We start from the raw sequence: 19,647 nt of genomic DNA on the forward strand, positions 1-19,647 counted from the left end.
TAGACACACCTCAAAATCTAAAACTATTAATCAACAAAATTTTTCATTATTAGCTAAATTAACTAAAGCTAAGTTAACTAAAAAAACTTGCCCCAAAAATAATTGCCCCTAGGCAAAAAACTAGTTTGGATAAGGAGAAAATACATGACAGCAAAACTATATATTGGAAACATTGCTTATAATGTTTGTGGGGAAGATCTTTCTAATTTGTTTTCTGAGGCTGGCACAGTGCTAGCAAGCAGAATAGTCTTAGACCGTGTAACAGGTAAATCACGGGGATTTGGCTTTGTTGAGATGGCTAATGCTAATCAAGCAGAAGTAGCTATAAGCCGCTTTAATGGACATACTCTTTCAGGTCGCACATTATTAGTTTATTTAGCTCATGACAATAGAGAACTTAGCCGACGCGCCCGCGAAGAAAAACAAAAGATTTCTAATGCACAAAGAGCTACTTTTTATAATCAAGAAGAAAAGCTAATACCCGAACGCCGTCTATCTCGTAGCCAAGCAGGTTAAAACAAGCTTATATAAAAGCAGTTATTTCTAGGATTTTTTACGCACTAAAACCAAGTGCATAGTAGGTTTGTTTTTTTGCCAAAAAGATGTTCCCAACGAAGTTGTAAGAGAGGTCTGCTATCTAAAACCTCTAAGTTGGCACTGGTATTTTGCTTTAGTGTAGCTAAAAAGTCTTCTCTAGTAACAAAATAGGTTGTTTTATCATCGGCTAATTCTTTTAGCATATCTTCTAGTTTCCAATTTTGAAAAATTGCTCGTTGTGTATAAAACATCAAACTAGGTGTATCAACAGAAAATGTTCCTACTTTATCTGTTGGGCTAGCTTGGGACTTTATAATTTGGGCAAACTGTGGAATTGGCCGATAAAACTCTATCTTAGGCATTATCAATGTAATACTTAATATTAATAACCAGCTAGAAACTAAAATTACAGGTAGCTGTAATTCTAGTTTTTTAAGGCTAACTATTAAGCCTAGAGAAAGTAAAACTAAAGCAGTAATAGCTAAATAAATTAAATTTGTTCTTATTTCAAGTTTTTGGTAGGCTAGAAAAATTATTACACTACTTGCTAAACAAACTATAGCTAAAAGTGAGGATAAAACTATTTGTAAATTAGTAAGTAACTTATTATGATTAAATAAGTTAAATCTAAAATAATAAGCAATAATTATTGCTGCTGCTGGATAAAGAGCAACTAAATAAACAGCACGCTTACCAATAGATAAGCTAAAGAAAATAAAAATAAAAATAAACCAAATAATTGTTAAAAAAGGCAAAAAAGATTTAAGCTTTTCTTGGCTAATATTAAGTTTTTCTTCTTTCCAGCATTTTAGCCAGTAAATAATTGCTGGAATAATAAAAATTGACCAAGGCAAGGTTTCAGAAAAATAAACCCCTACATAGTAGTAAATTGCTCGTCCGCCCAGTTCATCAGTTACATATCTTTTTACAGTCTCATTAATGATATTAACCTGAATGAAATCCCAACCATATTTCCAATACATCAATGTATACCAAGACGCACCAACAACACCCGTAATTACATAACCCGTAGGGCTAAATAGTAACTTTATTAACTCCCAACGTCTTAGAAGTAAAATAAATAGCCCTACCATAGTCATTGGTACAACAATAGCAACAATACCTTTATCAAGCATACCTAATCCCATAGCTAGGTAAGCAAGAAATTTATATAAGTTTTGCTTTTTCCTTTCTGTTTCAATCATAGCGCGAGCAAAATAAAGCATTGTTAAGCTAATAAAAAGGGTGAGAAAAATATCCCCAGCATATTGACGGCAGTAGATCATAAACTTCAGCATAGTAGCTAAAACTAATGCTGAAATAATGCCTAACTCTTTATCTGCTATGAGTTTACCTAAAAAATAAGTTATCCAAATCGTTAAAATTGCAGCAATTGCTATAGGCAAACGCTCAGCAAATTCTGACACTCCTAACGTCTGATAAGAAAAAGCAATAATCCAAGTTGCAAGAGGAGGTTTCTTAAAACGTGGTTGATAATTATAGGTAGGGATTAAGTAATTACCACTTTCTACAACTTCTCTAGCAGGTTCAGCATAAAAACCTTCGTTTCCATCCCAAAGAGAGTTACCGCCAAGGTTGATAAAGAAGGGTAGGCAAAAAATTGAAATTAGCAGGAAGGTTTGCCAATTTTTATTAAATTTTCTTAATAATTCAATCATGATTTTGGAAAAACTGTAATTTTCTACATATTTACTCTTAAAGCAATAGGGTTGCTAGGGTCAAGTTCTAAAGCACGACGAAACAATGCACGAGCTTGTGAGGTATGGGAAAACTTTTGATAAAACAATCCTAACTCAGCACAATATTCAGCATTTCTTGGTGATAGCTCAATAGCTCTTAAATAGGCTGTTTCAGCTTGTCGAATATAAGCAGGAAGTTTTAGCATACTGCGAGCTAGCGCAATTTGATATTCTGCATTATCTGGGTCAGCATCAACAGCTTCTAAAAGCATTTTTCGGGCTTTATCAAAATGGCGTTTTTTATAAAATTCTAAAGCTACTTCATATTCTTCACTACCAAGTAGACCATAAACTACTGGCGGCAAGGGCTGTGTGGTGGGTAGAGCTTGTTCTACAACAGGTGTTACTTTTCCTTCAATAAAATTACCTGTGCCTTTTGCAATAGTAGAAATTGGTTTTAGAGTAATATCATAGGCAGAGCGTCGGCTATCATCGCTTAAAGTGTAATAGGCTTCGGCTAAACGCTCAAAAATTGTTTTTAAGTCTGACCTTAAATTTAAGTGGTAGCTGGCTAATTGGTCATGTCTATCGGGATGAAACTTTTTAGCTAGTTCACGAAATGCTTCTGTAATTTGGGATTTGCTACCTTTACGCCCTACATCTAATACAGCATAATGATCACAAAATCTAAATTTTTGTAGCAACATTTCTATTTCATAGCAAAATTCTGCTGCTGATCGAGCATCAAAATCACCTTGAAGCGGTATAAAATCAAATAATTCTGCAAATTTTGGGATTTCTACAAGTAGTTTTTCTGCTTTGGCAGAAAATGGAACTAACATTCCTGTTTCAATTAGACCTGATAAAGTACGCAGTACAATTTCTTCATCTAGCTGGCTAAGTTCGCAAATTTGCTCTATAGACATTGGACGATCAATTTTTTCAATCACTTTTATTTCATTTTGATTTAGGGTTAGAGCTTGAAAAAGTGCGGCTAAATTAGAGGTAGGAATTAATATTTGCTCAAAATCACCTAACCATTGTTCTATTAATTTGCGGTTTTTTAAGTGTCGAATCCCAGCAAAAATTACATCTGCTGTAGAAAGGGAAAGCATTACTTCATTTTCTAGTTTAGCTCCTGGCTCAAAAACAAAGTCGCCTTCTGCCCATTCAAAAGTTGAATAAAGTTGCTTTAAGATATGTTGTACCAATAATGGTTTAAAGTCTTCTGGTTTTAGTAAGCCTAAAGAAGTTATAGTAGCAGCAAATCTACTTTTAGATTTATTCATTAAATTGTTTATAGCTTCTAAGTCTAATGGTGAAATTTTTCCTTCTTTTACTAATTTTTCACCTAACAATTTGTCTGATTCTTTACTTCTAATATATACAATTGAACCATCTATAAAATAAAAACTAGTAACTAGTTCTGTTCTAGTAATATGTAACGCACCTGTTAATTGTTGCTGGTAAAATGCTCTAAGCAGTCTTGGAATTGTAGTACTACTTAATAGACCTTTATATTCAAGGGTTGAATTAGTGGTAGATTTTTGACTTTTTGCTTTTTCAAAAGCTTGTTGTTGTTCTAGGCTAACTTTTATTAAATAAGGTAGTTGTTCTGTGTAGCCTTCTATTTTTGGTAAGCAATAATTAGCTCCTGCCTGCATTACTTTTAATAGCAAATTTTCGTCTATTTCTTCAGCAATAACAATTATTATTATATTGCTAGCCGTAGCTTTTAGCTCACGCACTACTTCTATAGAAGTAGTATTAGGTAGTAGAAAATCTACTATTACAATTTTGTAATTGTTGGTAGCAATTAACTGTTGGGCAGTAGAAAAGTTTTCTACTAAATCTAAAGTAAAGTTTTCTTTTTCTAGTCTATTTTTACATTCATCAGCTACTGTTTCATCAGCAGTAAAAATTAATACATTAATGTTATTGTCATTGGCTTGATTAAGCACTTGAGACATTTTCTTTTCCTTAAGAAAAACTATTAGGTGAGCTAAAGAAAAGTATTATAACATTAAGTTAATAGTCTGCAATTAAAGTGTGTTAGGTTAAAAATAGCTTAATTTTATAAATAATAATATTTTATTAAGTAAACAAAGTTGGGTTAAAAAGAAAAAGTGTTGAAACTATAAAAAGCTCCAACACTTTTACTTAAGTTTTAACTATTCTACAACTATTTTTTGGAAAAAGCCTTCTGACACCCAATCTTGAAACCACTTAAAGACTTGATTTTGCAGTGCAGCAACGTCTTTTTCATGGGAGTTTTCAATTGCACTTACTATTGCTTCTCCTAAAGGTTTGCCAGCTACAATGTCACTTAATAGTTTATAAGCATCTCGATTAAGTGGAAGTCTCCAAAGTTTATAGTCACGACGATAGACAGCAACCCAAGAGTCTATTTTTTTCGCTTTAGGCAATTTTTTATCTTCATCTTGTACAGCTTGTAAATACTGATTGGCATTGTGTTTAAGTGCCAAAAGCCGAAATGCTGTTATAGGAATTATTTTAGCTGTCTCCCAAATTTCTGGAGCAATAGCGGCAATATCCTCTTTGGTTAAAACAGGAGTCTCTTCTGCATCAAAAACATAACTTAGAGCTAGTTCCAGTGATGCTAAATCATAAAGAAAGCCTCGATCTTTTATCTTTGGAGCAGTTTTAATAAAATTTGGGATATTGTAGCTTAGAAAAGATAGGTTATAGCTGCGCGATGGGTGAACTTGTAAATATTTATCTACAAATTCTGGGTAATCATCTTCTCCTAAAAACTCAGCTAAAGCAGGGTAGTCTATTTTTAAGACATCTACTAGCCTAAGTATATACATTGACCGATAAAGGGCTAGGCGTTCATATTGATTAAGAGTTTTAGAAGGTTTAATAAATTTTAATGCTTCATCAAAAGGAATTTCTTCTGCTACGTCCTTAGCCTTCATTGCTTGTTTAGCTGTAGCATTAGGTTGATACATTATGGCGGAAGACATCCAACGTTGAAAACGACCTAAATCTATTTCCATTAAGTTAAGCTCCTACAGTTAACATTTCTGGTTGATGGCGATATGCTTTTGCTTTTAATACTTCATTATGAACAACTTCAAATTCTGGAATCTCATCATCCCATTCCATTAAAGTTGCACGTCCGCCAGTATGTTGACAAGATCTCTCATAAAGCTTCCAAACAGGATCAATTACATAATCGCTATGTGTATCAATAATATGTGTACCTTTATTAGTATGACCTGCTAGATGATATTGCACTATTCTATCAGCAGGAATTGCATCAACATATTCCATTGGGTCAAAGCTATGATTAAAGGAACTAACGTAAATATTATTTACATCTAGCAGCACTCCACAATCAGCTTCTTTAGCAAGTGTTGAAAGAAAGTCCCATTCGGTGATATCAGAGTTAGTAAACTCAATGTAAGCAGAAGGATTTTCTAGCATTAAAGGACGTTCTAGGACTTCGCTAACTTTGCGGACTCTATCAATTGTATATTTTAAGGATTCTTGGTTGTAAACCATAGGTAGCAAGTCATGAATATTAGTTCCTGCAACACCTGTCCAACATAAATGGTCAGAAACCCAAACAGCGTGAACACGCTCAGCAAGCTGTTTTAATTTCTTTAAGTAGTCAATATCTAAAGGGTCAGTGCTACCAATTGACATTGAAACACCATGCATAACTATTGGGTATTTTTCAGCAATTTTATCCAAGATATACATGGGTTTACCTTTAGTTTCCATGTAATTTTCTGAAATAATTTCAAACCAATCTATAGCAGGGTTGTTGTCTAAAATATGGCTATAATGTACAGTACGAAGCCCAATACCAAATCCTAAATCAGGTAAATTCCAGCGATTTTTTGACATAAAATTAAATTCCGTAAAATAATAGGTGATTAAGAAAAACTACTAGAATTTAGTAGCTTAGAAAAATAAATTATTTATTGATCTTTATCGCTAGTTTTGTTGCTACTTTTTTCTGTAGGGTTTCCACAACTAGTAGTTCCTTTGCAACTAGCTTTACCTTTGCAATTATTCTTTTCTATGGCAGGAGAATCAGAACTTGCATTTCTTGTAGATTTTTTCTTTTTGCGACGGCGACGGCCTTTAGCCTCAGCATCTGTTCCAGCAATAATACCTGCAACAGCAGCACCTAGCAAAAGTTTAGCAAAGTCTCGACGATTCATAAAAAGATCTCCTTAAAACCAATAAAATAAAATAAAATAAATAAGAGTTAATTAAAGTTAAATTTTATTTGCTAAATGACACGCATTTTAGCACCAAGTAACAATTATTAGCTACTTTTTTTAGCTCCATTTAGCTTCTCTACACGCTCACGAACCTCTTGAGGTGTAAAAGCTGGAAGTGAGCAACGCTGATTAGCACAAGCAAAGGCTGCTGCTTTATCTAAACTAGGATATTCTACATCTGGATTAGGTAGATTGCCTTCTTTTTTGTCTAACCATTCAACACGTTTATAGCTTGAAGGATAATTTAGCGCAGCTTTGTATAAAGCTTGTGCATTTGGGTCGTCTTTTGAGCCAACAATTGTTACATGTGCTGGGTCAAGCGACATTTCTAAACTAGCTAGTAAGACTCCACCGGGCGGGCGTTTGGTTGCAACATCTTTAATTGCAAGAAATTGCATTCCACGTTCAGCTAATTTTTTATGCTCTTCTTTCCCCGTGTAATGATGGAGCAAATTAGCAAAACGTACCATTAAAATATTTTCATCTCGTTGTGGTTTGGGTTGAAAACCACCTGGAATAATATGAGAACTAGCAAACCCAGGTATAGAGTTATCTTTACTAACAAAATTTTCAACAATAAATTTAGTTGTTTCTTCAGAACGTTCTAGCCATTTACGGTCACTAGTTGCCATATAAAGCTTTAGAAAAGCATTAGCCATTGCTATATTGTCGCCTAAATAAGGGCCAGCCGAATCTTTTTCATCGTGTCTGAATCCGCCACCTGGCAAATTACGGTTAGCCATAACCCATTGAGTAGCTTTTATAGCATCTTGCAAATATTTATCATCTGCACTAGCACTATAGAGTGTAACTAGTGCGTTAATTACCCAACCATTTTCTCTTGCATAAATATGTTTGTCTACGGCTGGAATGCCTTTGCTACGACGTGCTGCATCGTCTAGCTTAAAGTAATCTTCGCTATGTTTACCTTTAACTAAATCTGCATCTTGGCTAGTGTAAAAAGCACCTTCAGGGCTGGTAAGAAAATCTTTAAGATAACGATGTATATCTTTTGCAGTTTTTAAGTATTCTTCATTACCCCATAGAGTGTAGGCTAGAGCATAAACACGCATATTTTCTGCCTGCATAGACATAATTTTTTCAAAATGAGGTTCTTTCCAAGTTCCTCCAGCCGAATATTGATAAACTCCCCCCCATACAGGATCCATTAGTTGGAGTTGAGCTTGTAGGGTTTGTTTAGCCATTTGTTCAGCTTCCTTATCTCCCTGCCTACTAGCCGCAGTCATACAATATTCCACACTGTCCCAATCCATATATTTATGAGAAAAGCCCCAGCCACCTTGCTCTTTATCATAACCAGTTAAGAAAATTTCCTTAGCTTCTTTTGTTACTTCTGGAGCAAGAAAAGGTGATTCACTAGCAGTTAAAACCTTGTCAGGATCAGCCGATGGGCCTGGAGTAGGATCTTTAATAATTGCGTCTAATAATGCAGCCATTGGTTTAGGTGGAATATAGCCACTACGTTTTGCTATTTCCGTTCCATCTGGAGCAAAAAAGATTGTTGCGGGCCAACCATAATCTTCATAGCGGTTTGAAAGGTCTGGACGTGAATCTTGATCTACACGAACAGCAATAAAGCCTTTAGAAATAAGCTCTATAACTTCAGGCTCACTATAAGTAATTTCCTCCATCACATGACACCAATGACACCAAACCGCTTCTAAATCTAAGATTACACATTTATTTTCCTTTTTAGCACGCTCAAAAATCTCATCACTCCATTTTTCCCATTTAATACCACCTGCTTTATGTTCTGAGTGTTCAGTAGGTTTGTTTTCTGTTTTATTTTGAGGATTACAAGAAACTCCTAAAAAAGAAAAAACTAATATTAAAGATAAAATCAATTGCCGCATACTTTCTCCTTAGCGCAATTAGCTATTACACTGTAACTTCAGTAAATAAATAAAATTTTTCCAACAAACTTGGGAAGGCAAAAGAGACTAAGATGTTGCCCAAAAGCTTAGAGCTTGACTGAAAAGATAGTGGTCTTTTGCCCAAAACTTGCCAAAAAAGCCAAACACTATAGTAGGCTAGCCTAGGTCAACAAAGTTGGCAGAAAAGGCAGTCGTCCCAAAAAAAAACAAAAGAGAAAATAATTTTATGACAAAAAATATAATAATGCGAATAGGTGTAGGAAAAAAAACAATTAATCTAGTAATAAAGCTGTAAAAAATTTACACTAGTAAAAAGATTAGTAATAATGAAAAAGGGTATTAAGATATAGAAAAGTGGCTAGAAGAAAAAGTAGTAGAAAAACTATAGGGATATATGAAGGTATCAGTTGGTATGCTATGCTAGATCACCCTAGCTAAAGTAAATACTTTAACCTCTTTTGCACCTGCTTCTAATAAAGCTTTTGTTGCTACAGAAATAGTTGTTCCTGTAGTAAAAACATCATCAACTAATAAAACTATCTGTCCTTTAACTAAACGTGGTCTTGTTACTTGAAAAGCACCTTTTAAGCTATCTTCTCTATCTACTACGTTCATACCTACACGATGTTTTATTGTAGGTTTAACCCTAGCTAGAGATTCATTATCTAAATCTACTGTTATAAACTTACTAGCATATTCAGCAATTAAAAGAGCTTGATTAAAACCACGTTCTTTTAAGCGATTTAGATGTAAAGGTATAGGAATAACTAGGTTTATAGGGAGAAAGTCTGATTTTTGTACAGTATTTTGTATTAGCTCAACTAACTTTTCACAAAGATAAGGTCTAGTTTTTAATGCTAAAATACTTGCACTCATTGCCCCTTCATATGCACCACAAGCGCGAGCCAAGGAAAACAAAATATTTCGACAACGTAAACAGTCTTTTATTGGAAAATTTTGGGAAGGTATTTCAAAAGGATAACCACATTTAAGGCATAAATTATTTGTTGGCAAGACCTGATAAGCTTGCCAACATTGTTGACAAGCTACACCATAATCATTTGATTCTACTAACTGACCACAAACATGGCAAGCAGTAGGGAATAGTGTAGTTAGTAGTGCATCCTTTAATACTTTCATATATTTAACTTAGCCGACTACCAACTAACTACTTAATTTAGCTTACTCGTCGTCTTCTTCTAATAAGCCACGCTCTTGTAGGTCTTGGCAAGTAATACAATGACGCGCCCAGGGTACAGCTTCTAAACGCTTGGGTTGAATTGGCTTACTACAGTTAACACAATCCCCAAATTCTTCATCTTCTATACGTTCTAATGCTTCTTCTATTAGTTTAAGTATAAACCGATCATTAGTACTTTGACTAAAGAGTAATTCTTTAGTATAAGCATTAGATGCTTTATCTGCTGGATCTTGGGTTAATTCTGTGTCTGCCTCACGCCCATAGCTTTCTGTTCTTTCTACAACACCTGTTAAAGCAGCGCGACGCTCACGCAGTTTGGCTTCAAAGTATTTCACCTTTTCTTGTTCCATAAGTAAACTTTATCAGTTTTCCATAACTAGTTTATTTTAACTAAGGAAAACTTACCTCCTAAACAACTAAAAATAGGAAAATTATACTAGCTTTACAATTATTTTTGATACGGATGATTATTTATAATTGTATAAGCGCGATATAGTTGCTCAACTAGTATTAAACGAGCCATGTCATGAGTAAAAGTTAAGCTGGATAAAGACATTATTAAATCGCTTTTTTGTTTAACTTCATCTGACAATCCAAAATGTCCACCTATAATAAATGCTAATTCTTTAGTTGACAAGGTTTGATGCTTTTCTATAAACCGGGCAAAGTTTATAGATGTAAAAGATTGTCCTTTGTCATCTAAAATAATTTTATAACTTTCTTTGTTAAGAGCATTGAGTATTTGTTTAGTTTCCGCTATAAGCACACTACTGCGATCAGTTAAACCGCGTACAGATGAGAGTTCTAAAATGTTGTATTTAACATACCTAGATAGTCTATGAAGATAATCATTAATAAGCTCTAAAAGATATTTATCTTTAGTTTTGTCAATCCATATTAATGAGATTTTCATTTACAAACTACTCTGTTTGTATTTCTGTACGTTCTGCATCTCGCCACAAACGCTCTAAATTATAAAATTCTCTTGCTGATTCAGCAAAAATATGAACAACAAAGTCTCCATAATCCATCAACACCCATTCAGCCGACTGATAACCCTCAATGTGTGATGTACGAGAATTTTGCTTTTTTAGCTGTTCTTCCACTTCATCAGCAATCGCTTGAACTTGACGTGATGCACGAGCAGTACAAATAACAAAATAATCTGTAAAAGAAGCTATTTCCCTTAAGTCTAAAACCACAATATTAGAGGCTTTTTTATCAATAGCAGATTGAATAGCTACTGATACTCGGCTATCTGAAAATTGAGCTTGTGAAAGGCTAATTGCTGAATTTAATGTTTCTTTCATGCTGATCCTGATAAATCCTGATATAGCTGATATTTAACAATATAATTTGCTACTGATTTTGGTACATAATCAGTAATTGACTGCCCCTTAGATACTAAAAGGCGAATAGTAGTAGAGGAAATATTTTCTGCTACTAAATTTGTAAAAAAAATAGTTGAAGAATTTAGTTCTAAGCTATTTACTTCAAAGATATTACTTAAATCTTTGATCTCTTTTTTTAAAGCTAAACTTCGTTCAGAAAGATCTACTAAGTAACCTGGCCGAGTTACAACAACGATATTACAACTTTCTATTAGTTCTTGATATCGCCACCAACTATTTAGTTCTCTAAATAGATCTGTTCCCATGATAAAAAACAAATCTAGTTTTGTTGTAAATTGCTTTTTTAGCTGTGCAATTGTTTGTACAGTAAAGGGTTGTGTAGGAGACTCTAATTCCAAAGTACAAACAGCTATTTTTTCTAATTCATTTGTTGCTAGAACTGCCATTGCATAACGATGATAGGCAGAACTGATGTTATTTTTTATCTTATGTGGTGGTATATAAGCAGGCATCAGCAAAATTTGGTCACAATTAAAGAGTTTTTGCACCTGGTCAGCTATTTTTAGATGCCCATAATGAATTGGATCAAATGTGCCTCCTAAAACACCTACACGCATCTTTTGCCTACAATCTGACCACCAAAATTAAAAATTTGGAGCTTAATCAATTTCATTAGCGGCTAAGTGATCTAGCTCTTTAGTAATTATATGAATTAATTCTTGTGTGCCTGTGCCTGCAACAGCAGAAATTTTATGAAACTTTAAGTTATTTTGCTGACAAAAAACTTCTAGTTTTTCTAACCTACTAACATCATCTAAAGCATCTAGTTTGTTTGCTATAATAATTACTGGTTTGTCTATTAAATTAGTGCGGTAATTTTTTAGTTCTTCAGTAATTACTTGGTAATCTGTTAATGGGTCACGTCCACTAGCATTTGAAATATCAATAAGATGCAAAAGAAGCTTAGTTCTTTCAATATGTCTAAGAAACTGTAAACCAAGACCAGCACCCTCGTGCGCTCCAGCTACTAAACCAGGGATATCAGCAACAACAAAAGACCTATAATTACCCGCATCAACAACACCTAAGTTAGGGATTAAAGTAGTAAAAGGGTAATCAGCAATCTTAGGTTTAGCAGCAGAAATTCGAGAAATTAAAGTTGATTTACCTACATTAGGAAACCCTATAATCCCTACATCAGCTAGCAACTTAAGTTCTAGTTCAAGATGGAGGATTTCTCCTGCTTTTCCTTTTTCATGTTGTCTTGGAGCGCGATTAATTGAGGTAGCAAAAGAAGCGTTACCACGACCTCCACGACCTCCTTTTGCAAGTAAAAGTCGCTGACCGTTTGCAACAAAATCAGCTAAAGTTTCTCCTGTATCAGCATCTGCTACTAGAGTTCCTACGGGGACTTTAACTGTAATATCTTCGCCATCTTGTCCAGTACAGTTACTGCCTTGACCATGTTTGCCACGAGGAGCGCGATACTCTGGATTATAGCGAAAATGTAGCAAAGTATTTAGTTGGTTAGTAGCTTCTAAGTAAACGTTTCCACCATGACCACCATTGCCCCCAGATGGGCCGCCATAAGGAACAAACTTTTCTCGCCGAAAAGCTACACAACCATTACCACCATCGCCGCCCTTAATCCAGATTTTAGCTCGATCAATAAACACAATTTAGACCTAAATCTAGCCTTAAGCTACGGCTTCTGTTGCTGTTGTTTGTACAGGATAAACACTGATATATTTTCCTAGACGGCCTTTGTCTTCAAATTTAACAACGCCATCTATTCTGGAATAAAGGGTATCATCTTTGCCAATACCAACATTTTTGCCTGGTTTATATTGTGTGCCACGTTGACGAACAAGTATTGAGCCGCCAGAAACTAGTTGACCCGCAAAGCGTTTGACTCCAAGACGTTGGGCTTGTGAGTCACGACCATTTCGAGAACTACCTACACCCTTTTTGTGTGCCATAGAAATTTCTCCTTATAGAATTACTGTGTTTGTAGCTTTTAAGTGATTAAGCGATTTGATCAATACGCACTGCAGTAAAGTTTTGACGATGACCTTGTTTGCGCTTAAATTGTTTACGACGCTTGAACTTAAAAACAATGACTTTTTTTCCACGTCCATGTTCAACTACAGTAGCTTTAATTTTTTGATCTAATAAAGGTGTACCAACTTGGATAGTTGTTCCATCAGAAATTGTTAAAGCTTCTAGTTCAACCGCGCTACCAACTTCTTTGTCTAAAGTAGGTATACGAACGACTTCACCAGTAGTTACACGGAATTGCTTGCCACCAGAAAGAATAACTGCGTAAGCCACAGCCTTATTACCTCCCAAAAATTGACTACATTATTTGTTAATTAAATGAATGCTTTTTTAGTAAAGTGTCAAATTATAATGATGCTACTAGTCTTCGTCAATCTTAGCAGCCCCAAAAATTGATTTTTACCTTTTATGTGTTGAAGAAAAATTCTGTTTAAGAGTGATTTTTATTAAGAAAATTAAAAGAATTTTTGTAAAAGTTTGCTTGAAAAGCACTAGTAAGTATGCCATTATGGGCATTTCCTAATATATCCTGCAATACTATATTAATCAAATAATTTAAATCATACGTGGAGGGTTTTAATGAAGGTCTACGCAACACAGGAAATTCGTAATATCGGCGTTGTCGGTCATGGGCAAGCAGGAAAAACCTCATTGATTGCGGCAATGCTTTTTAGCTCTGGAGCAGTTAACCGTTTGGGGCGTGTTGCTGATGGTACGGCTCCAACAGATATTGATGAAGTAGAAATTGCTCGAAAAATGTCAATTTTAACCACTCCAGCTTATGCTGAGTGGAAAGGCAATAAAATAAACTTTTTAGATACTCCTGGAGCTAGTGCTTTTATTCATGAGGCACGTGGCGCGCTTCGTGTATGTGATACAGCACTTTTTGTTATTGATGCTGTTAGTGGTATTGGTGTAAGTACAGAAAAAGCTTGGTCTTATGCAGAAGAATTTAACCTACCTAAAGCTATTGTAATCAATAAGATGGAGTATGAACGCGCTGATTTTAAAAATACTTTAGCTTCAATAAATGAGGTTTTTGGACGTGCTGCTATAGCTGTACATTTACCTATAGGAAGTGAAAAATCTTTTCGTGGTGTAGTAGATTTAGTTAAGATGAAAGCCTTTACCTTTGAAACCGATGGTAGCGGTAAAATGAAGGAAGTAGATGTGCCAGCAGATTTGCAGGATGAAGCTAGTTCGGCAAGGGAAGCTTTAATTGAAATGATAGCTGAAGGTAATGACGCTTTATTAGAAAAGTTTTTTGAGCTAGGAACTTTGCCAGAAGAAGATATTTTACCTGGTATTAGAGTAGCTATTTTAGAAAGACGTTTAGTTCCTGTATTTGCAACTTCTGCTATTAACAATATGGGTAGCCAAAGCTTAATGGATGCTATTATTAATTATTTACCTTCTCCAGCAGATTTTGTTGAAGTTACAGGGAAATCTAGTAATGAAGCTGATGCAGAAGAAGTTAGCCGTAAAATTGATAGTTCTGAGCCTTACTCAGCTTTTGTTTTCCGTACTGTTGCAGATCAATTTGGCAAAATTACTTTGTGTAAAATCTACTCTGGAGTAGTTAAAGCCGATGCTACAGTCTATAACTTAAGCAAAGGTGTGCCAGAAAGACTTGGGCCAATCCACGTAATTCAAGGCAACAAAATGGAGAAAATCACAGAAGCAAATGCTGGAGACATTATTGCTGTTACTAAATTAAAAGAAACAGCAACAGGTGATACATTTGCTGATAAAGCTACCCCAATTCTTTATCAACCTGTACGTTTCCCAGAACCTGCTATAAACTTTGCTATTGTGCCTAAATCAAGACAAGATGAAGACAAACTTTCTACTGCACTAAGCAAAATGCTAGAAGAAGACCAAGCTCTTCGCTATACCCGAGATATTCAAACAAAACAATTTTTACTCTCTGGTTCAGGACAATTACACGTAGAAGCCGCAGTTGAAAAACTAAAACGTCGTTATGGTGTAGAAGTAGAATTACATACTCCAAAAGTACCTTACAAAGAAACCATTAAAGCCCGTGTTGAAGTACAAGGACGACATAAAAAACAATCTGGTGGACGTGGGCAATTTGGCGATTGTAAATGTATTTTTGAACCACAACCTCGTGGCGCAGGTTTTGAATTTGTAGACAAAATCTTTGGTGGCTCAGTCCCAGCTAATTTTCGCCCTGCAATTGAAAAAGGTATTATAGAAGCTTCAGAAAGTGGAACTTTAGCAGGTTATGTTGTAGTTGATTTTAAGGTAGAGTTAATTGATGGATCTTACCATCCAGTAGATTCTGACGAACTTTCATTTAAGATCGCAGGACGTAAAGCCTTCCGTAATGCTATGGAAAAAGCCAAACCTATTTTATTAGAACCAGTAATGAATATAGAAGTTGTTGCTCCACAAGAATTTTCTGGTGATTTAATGGGCGATCTTAATTCTAGACGCGGACGCATTCAAGGTATGGATGCTCGCGGCTCTCAACAAGTAATTAAAGCTCAAGTGCCTTTATCAGAAATGCTTAACTATCAGCCTACATTAAATTCTATTACGGCTGCCCGTGGTAGCTATTCAATGGAATTTTCTCACTATGACGAAGTGCCAGCACTAATTGCGCAAAAAAGTAATTGCTGAGGCTCAAGCTGAGGGCCATGTCAGAGTTAGTGAAGAAGATTAATTTTTCTTTTAGTAATACAAGGAAGAAACTCTCTTCCTTGTATTATTACTACCAACTAAACCATCCTTTTTTCTGCTTTGTTTTCTGATCTTCTTCTGCTATAGCTTGTTTAGCTTCTGCCTGTCCTACTTTATTATTAACTTTTCCTGACATTTCTTCTAAAGTGCTGTTTAATGAATCTGTGCTATTCATTAAATTATCTAAGGCTGAAAGTCCCATTGACAAATTAGATAAAGGTTCTGGTGCTGAAGGAGTGCGACCTGTTTTTTTAGCTACTAGGCCATTTAAGATTACTTCTTCATCAGCAGTTAAAGTATTATGAAGTTTTTTTTGTAACAATTCTTTTAATAATAATTGGTCTTGTTCTGTCATAAGGTTTCCTTAGTTTTGATAGTCTATTTTCCTATATTAATTTTTATTTCGCTAGCAGTAATTTTTCTAATCTTCATCAAACATATCTGATGGAACAAAAGTAAAATTAAAGCCACTAGCACCAAGTTTAAGAGTAAGTTTGTTTAAGATCTTTCTAATTTTATTAGCATCATCATATGGGCCATTTATATAAAAAGGTTTGCCATCTTTACCAAAAGTGAAGAGTTCTTTACATTCATTTATATCTATACCTTCAAAGATTTGTTGTGTTTTTTTATAGTCTGGATGAGGCTTAAAGCCTAAATTTTTAGCATAGTCCACTAAGTTTTCTATTAGTTTGCAAGCATAAGAAGGTAATACAGAATTAAATGTTTGGTCTTCTTCTAGGGTATTAACAATATTATTATATTCAGCTAAAGAAATTTCCTTAATAAAAGAATCTTTAACTCCTAAACAAAATATATCTAGTAAAAACATTGCTATAAGAATATTCTCATTTTGCAGTTTTCGACTTACAACAATATGACCTATTCCACTTTCAAAAAGGTCTTGAGGTATTAAGCATTCATAGATAGGTGTATTGACTAGAGAATTTTTTGTTTGAGCATCTTTTACAATAGCTTTTTTACTAGCTTTTTGTTTTTGCTGCTGTTGGTTATTTTCCATATTTTTTTATTCAAAAGAGATATTTGGTTTAATCTTTTTCTTTAATATGTAAAATATCATTGTTTTAGTTTGAACTGGTAATATAAGTAAGAAAAATTTTAGTAAAAAGGAAAAAATTTGTGAGAATATTAGTTACTGGTGGTGCTGGTTTTATTGGAACTCATCTTTGTCATCGTCTAATTGAAGCAGAAAATGAAGTTATTTGTTTAGACAATTTTTTTACTGGGCAAAAAAATAATATTGCGGATTTGCTTACATATCCTAACTTTGAACTAATTCGTCATGATATTACTCAACCAATTTTTCTAGAAGTCGACCAGATTTATAATTTAGCTTGTCCTGCCTCACCAGTTCATTACCAATATAATCCTGTTAAAACTATTAAAACCAATATCTTAGGTACATTAAATATGCTAGGGCTAGCTAAGCGAGTAAAAGCACGTATCTTACAAGCATCAACCTCAGAAGTTTATGGCGACCCATTACAGCACCCACAAAAGGAAGAATACTGGGGTAATGTTAATCCTATTGGGATACGTAGTTGTTATGATGAAGGAAAACGTACAGCAGAAACCTTAATGATGGACTATTACAGGCAAAATAAAGTTGATGTGCGTATTATCCGTATTTTTAACACATATGGCCCATTTATGCATGAAAATGATGGCCGAGTGGTATCAAATTTTATTGTTCAAGCCTTAAGAAACAAAGATATTACGGTTTATGGGGATGGTTCACAAACACGGTCTTTTTGTTATGTAGATGATTTAGTATCAGGAATGATAAAGATGATGGAGCAGCCAGATTTTATTGGGCCAGTAAATTTAGGTAATCCAGAAGAATATACAGTTTTAGAACTAGCACAAAAAATAATAAAAATGGTTCATAGCCAGTCAAAAGTTGTGTTTAAGCCACTTCCAGAAAATGATCCAACAAGACGACGACCTGATATTACTTTGGCAAAAGAAAAATTAAACTGGCAACCTACAATACCAGTTGACCAGGGTTTAGAGAAAACTATTGAGTACTTCCGAAAAGTAGTTTCAAGAGATAAATAGCTTATTATCTAGTAAATAGCAAACCTTTAAGCTTTCCAAGGATGGTTGACAAAGACTTTAATAAAAACATACCATACCAAGTTTTAACAATTTGTTTTCTTTCAAGGAGTATTACAGATGCATCAAGCAGACCTAAAAACCGATCCTTTTACACCTCTAAAATTGTTTTCTCATATGGAAACAATGTATGGTTGGTGGAAAGGAGAAAATGTCTATCCAATTACAATGGAATTAGGCCCTTCCACTTTATGTAATCATTTTTGTACTTGGTGTATGCATGGCGGTTATTTTGGTACTCATAAAGGTGATAAAAAATCCCTTAAAATGTATCCTGACAATAGCATAATGTCTTTTGAATTTTACCGGGGTCTTTGTGATGAGCTAGCAACACTAGGCACTAAATCTATGATATTTTCTGGAAGTGGAGAGCCTTTTGTTAATCCAGAATTAATGGATTTTATTGAGTACACAAAGAAAAAAGGTATTGATGTTGCAGCAATTACTCATGGTGGATTACTAACTAGAGAACGTGCCAAGGTAGTAGCAGCTAATTTAAGTTGGATTAGAATTTCGCTAAATTCAGGAACAGCAAAAACTCGCCAAGAAATCCATAAAGTAGATGATTTTGAAAAGGTTTTAGGCCATTTAGCAGGACTAGCAGAAGAAAAGAAAATACAAAATTCTAAAATCCATATAGGGGCTGGAATTGCTGTTTGCCCAGAAAATTGGGAAGAAGTTTATGAAGGTGCAAAGCGTGTACGGGAAACCGGAGTAGATTATTTCCAAATTAAACCTGTAATTTGGCATCCAATGTCAAAAGATAAACAATATGAAGAAGAGTTTTTCCGTAATGCTTTACCCTTAATTCGTAAAGCTAAAGAACTAGAAACAGATACTTTTAAGGTTTTTGTTAAAGAAGATCAATTTATTGGTGTTTTATCTCCTGATTATGAACGTAGCACTTATAAGAAATGCTACTCAACTTTCTTTCCTGTTATTGAAGCAAATAAAAAAGTTTATTATTGTTCTCAAACTAGAGGGCTTCCAGAGTTTTGCTTAGGTGATTTATCAGTAAATACTTTTAAGGAAATTTGGGAAAGTGAACAAAGACAAAAAGTAATTGAAAGTATAGATATTAGTAAATGTCAGCCTATTTGCCGATGTCATCAGCTTAATAAGACACTTTGGGCAATTAGACACCCACAAAATGCACCTAATTTTGTTTAAGGATTTATGTTGATCTAAAATTAACTAAAATGGCAGTTGCCAACTGCCATTTTTAGTTTTAAGACTTTAAGATTTTTTGGTGTTAGTAGTTTCAATAGCTTGACTAATCATTTTAGCCCAAGCATCGCTTGCTTCTACTATCTTTAACCCAGCAGAATTAGATTTACCATCTTGCCAAACTAACTCAATAATTACTGCGGCTTCAAACTTAGTATCAGGCACAGAAAGAGTTAATACACTACCTTGTTCTATTTGATGGGTAATAGAAATTTTAGCTCCAGACAAACTTACATCGTGCGTAAAGGTTTGCTCAGAGAATTTTTGCCCTTCTCGATCAACCCCGCTAATACCAATTTTCAATTTAATTGAATGGCGAACCTCCGTCCGACGATCCTGATTTTCTTGTTGCTGTTTCATATCATCATAGAGATCGTCATAACAAAGCTGACAAACTTTACGATAATTTTGACGACGTACAACTTCACGAAATTCTGGTAGACGCGTCAGATCGAACAGATGGTCAACACTCTCTTCGCAACTGTCGCAAAAACCTTGCATCAGATTATTCTCCTTAATCTAATTTAAATAACTTATGAATTACGGTTTATTACTTTACTAACAATTCTTAGGTAGGGT

The 19,647-nt window shown here is 34.5% G+C and carries 21 protein-coding genes; 4 read left to right on the forward strand and 17 right to left on the reverse strand.

Translation table 11 applies throughout. The features are described 5' to 3' along the window. The first annotated feature begins 144 nt into the window (after positions 1-144). Positions 145-516 (forward strand): RNA-binding protein, encoded by a 372-nt coding sequence (locus IPK14_19870; protein ID MBK7995544.1) that lies wholly within the window; start codon positions 145-147, stop codon positions 514-516. A gap of 44 nt (positions 517-560) precedes the next feature. Here IPK14_19870 and IPK14_19875 read toward each other — a convergent pair whose 3' ends face one another. The 14 genes from IPK14_19875 to rplU all read right to left on the reverse strand — a co-directional run bounded on the left by IPK14_19875 (position 561) and on the right by rplU (position 13,275). Next, complete coding sequence (locus IPK14_19875; protein MBK7995545.1) at positions 561-2,216, reverse strand: glycosyltransferase family 39 protein; 1,656 nt, start codon at positions 2,214-2,216, stop codon at positions 561-563. Positions 2,217-2,239: 23 nt separating this feature from the next. Continuing rightward, the gene (locus tag IPK14_19880; GenBank protein MBK7995546.1) at positions 2,240-4,207 is read right to left on the reverse strand and encodes a DnaJ domain-containing protein; all 1,968 of its coding nucleotides are present in this window, start codon (positions 4,205-4,207) and stop codon (positions 2,240-2,242) included. A 201-nt stretch (positions 4,208-4,408) separates the two neighbouring features. Further along, the gene (locus IPK14_19885) at positions 4,409-5,257 is read right to left on the reverse strand and encodes a putative DNA-binding domain-containing protein (GenBank protein MBK7995547.1); all 849 of its coding nucleotides are present in this window, start codon (positions 5,255-5,257) and stop codon (positions 4,409-4,411) included. A gap of 4 nt (positions 5,258-5,261) precedes the next feature. Further along, complete coding sequence (locus tag IPK14_19890; protein ID MBK7995548.1) at positions 5,262-6,113, reverse strand: DUF692 domain-containing protein; 852 nt, start codon at positions 6,111-6,113, stop codon at positions 5,262-5,264. A gap of 74 nt (positions 6,114-6,187) precedes the next feature. Then, entirely contained in the window at positions 6,188-6,433 is a 246-nt protein-coding gene (locus IPK14_19895; GenBank protein MBK7995549.1) for a hypothetical protein, read from the reverse strand. A 107-nt stretch (positions 6,434-6,540) separates the two neighbouring features. After that, entirely contained in the window at positions 6,541-8,370 is a 1,830-nt protein-coding gene (locus IPK14_19900; GenBank protein MBK7995550.1) for a thioredoxin domain-containing protein, read from the reverse strand. 441 nt (positions 8,371-8,811) lie between these two features. Continuing rightward, positions 8,812-9,531, reverse strand: coding sequence for a ComF family protein (locus tag IPK14_19905; protein MBK7995551.1), 720 nt, complete (start codon positions 9,529-9,531; stop codon positions 8,812-8,814). Between the two features lie 42 nt (positions 9,532-9,573). Beyond that, positions 9,574-9,927 carry a TraR/DksA family transcriptional regulator gene (locus tag IPK14_19910; GenBank protein MBK7995552.1) on the reverse strand — a complete coding sequence of 118 codons (354 nt, stop codon included), beginning with the start codon at positions 9,925-9,927 and terminating at the stop codon, positions 9,574-9,576. Between the two features lie 113 nt (positions 9,928-10,040). Further along, the gene (locus tag IPK14_19915) at positions 10,041-10,505 is read right to left on the reverse strand and encodes a 23S rRNA (pseudouridine(1915)-N(3))-methyltransferase RlmH (GenBank protein MBK7995553.1); all 465 of its coding nucleotides are present in this window, start codon (positions 10,503-10,505) and stop codon (positions 10,041-10,043) included. 7 nt (positions 10,506-10,512) lie between these two features. Next, the gene (gene rsfS, locus IPK14_19920) at positions 10,513-10,902 is read right to left on the reverse strand and encodes a ribosome silencing factor (protein ID MBK7995554.1); all 390 of its coding nucleotides are present in this window, start codon (positions 10,900-10,902) and stop codon (positions 10,513-10,515) included. Beyond that, positions 10,899-11,561 carry a nicotinate (nicotinamide) nucleotide adenylyltransferase gene (gene nadD / locus IPK14_19925; GenBank protein MBK7995555.1) on the reverse strand — a complete coding sequence of 221 codons (663 nt, stop codon included), beginning with the start codon at positions 11,559-11,561 and terminating at the stop codon, positions 10,899-10,901. Before nadD ends, rsfS begins: the two co-directional genes overlap by 4 nt. Positions 11,562-11,603: 42 nt before the next feature. After that, positions 11,604-12,620, reverse strand: a complete 1,017-nt coding sequence (gene obgE / locus IPK14_19930) for a GTPase ObgE (GenBank protein ID MBK7995556.1) — start codon at positions 12,618-12,620, stop codon at positions 11,604-11,606. A 21-nt stretch (positions 12,621-12,641) separates the two neighbouring features. Then, complete coding sequence (gene rpmA / locus IPK14_19935) at positions 12,642-12,923, reverse strand: 50S ribosomal protein L27 (GenBank protein ID MBK7995557.1); 282 nt, start codon at positions 12,921-12,923, stop codon at positions 12,642-12,644. Between the two features lie 46 nt (positions 12,924-12,969). Further along, positions 12,970-13,275, reverse strand: coding sequence for a 50S ribosomal protein L21 (gene rplU, locus IPK14_19940; GenBank protein MBK7995558.1), 306 nt, complete (start codon positions 13,273-13,275; stop codon positions 12,970-12,972). Positions 13,276-13,581: 306 nt separating this feature from the next. Between rplU and fusA the strand changes: the two genes are divergently transcribed. Further along, entirely contained in the window at positions 13,582-15,645 is a 2,064-nt protein-coding gene (fusA, locus tag IPK14_19945; GenBank protein ID MBK7995559.1) for an elongation factor G, read from the forward strand. 91 nt (positions 15,646-15,736) lie between these two features. Here fusA and IPK14_19950 read toward each other — a convergent pair whose 3' ends face one another. Together IPK14_19950 and IPK14_19955 are read right to left on the reverse strand one after the other, a co-directional pair. Beyond that, positions 15,737-16,060, reverse strand: coding sequence for a hypothetical protein (locus IPK14_19950; GenBank protein ID MBK7995560.1), 324 nt, complete (start codon positions 16,058-16,060; stop codon positions 15,737-15,739). A 66-nt stretch (positions 16,061-16,126) separates the two neighbouring features. Beyond that, positions 16,127-16,726, reverse strand: a complete 600-nt coding sequence (locus IPK14_19955) for a hypothetical protein (protein MBK7995561.1) — start codon at positions 16,724-16,726, stop codon at positions 16,127-16,129. 119 nt (positions 16,727-16,845) lie between these two features. On the opposite strand from IPK14_19955, the gene IPK14_19960 reads away from it, so the two are divergent. Both IPK14_19960 and IPK14_19965 read left to right on the forward strand, forming a co-directional pair. Further along, entirely contained in the window at positions 16,846-17,784 is a 939-nt protein-coding gene (locus IPK14_19960) for an SDR family oxidoreductase (GenBank protein MBK7995562.1), read from the forward strand. Positions 17,785-17,901: 117 nt separating this feature from the next. Beyond that, the gene (locus IPK14_19965; protein ID MBK7995563.1) at positions 17,902-19,011 is read left to right on the forward strand and encodes a radical SAM protein; all 1,110 of its coding nucleotides are present in this window, start codon (positions 17,902-17,904) and stop codon (positions 19,009-19,011) included. A gap of 66 nt (positions 19,012-19,077) precedes the next feature. On the opposite strand, the gene IPK14_19970 is transcribed toward IPK14_19965, so the two are convergent. Then, a complete protein-coding gene (locus IPK14_19970; GenBank protein ID MBK7995564.1) occupies positions 19,078-19,569 on the reverse strand; it encodes a PilZ domain-containing protein in 492 nt (163 codons plus the stop codon). Between the last annotated feature and the right edge of the window lie 78 nt (positions 19,570-19,647).

The sequence above is a fragment of the Blastocatellia bacterium genome, from assembly GCA_016713405.1.
GTDB lineage: Bacteria > Acidobacteriota > Blastocatellia > Chloracidobacteriales > JADJPF01 > JADJPF01.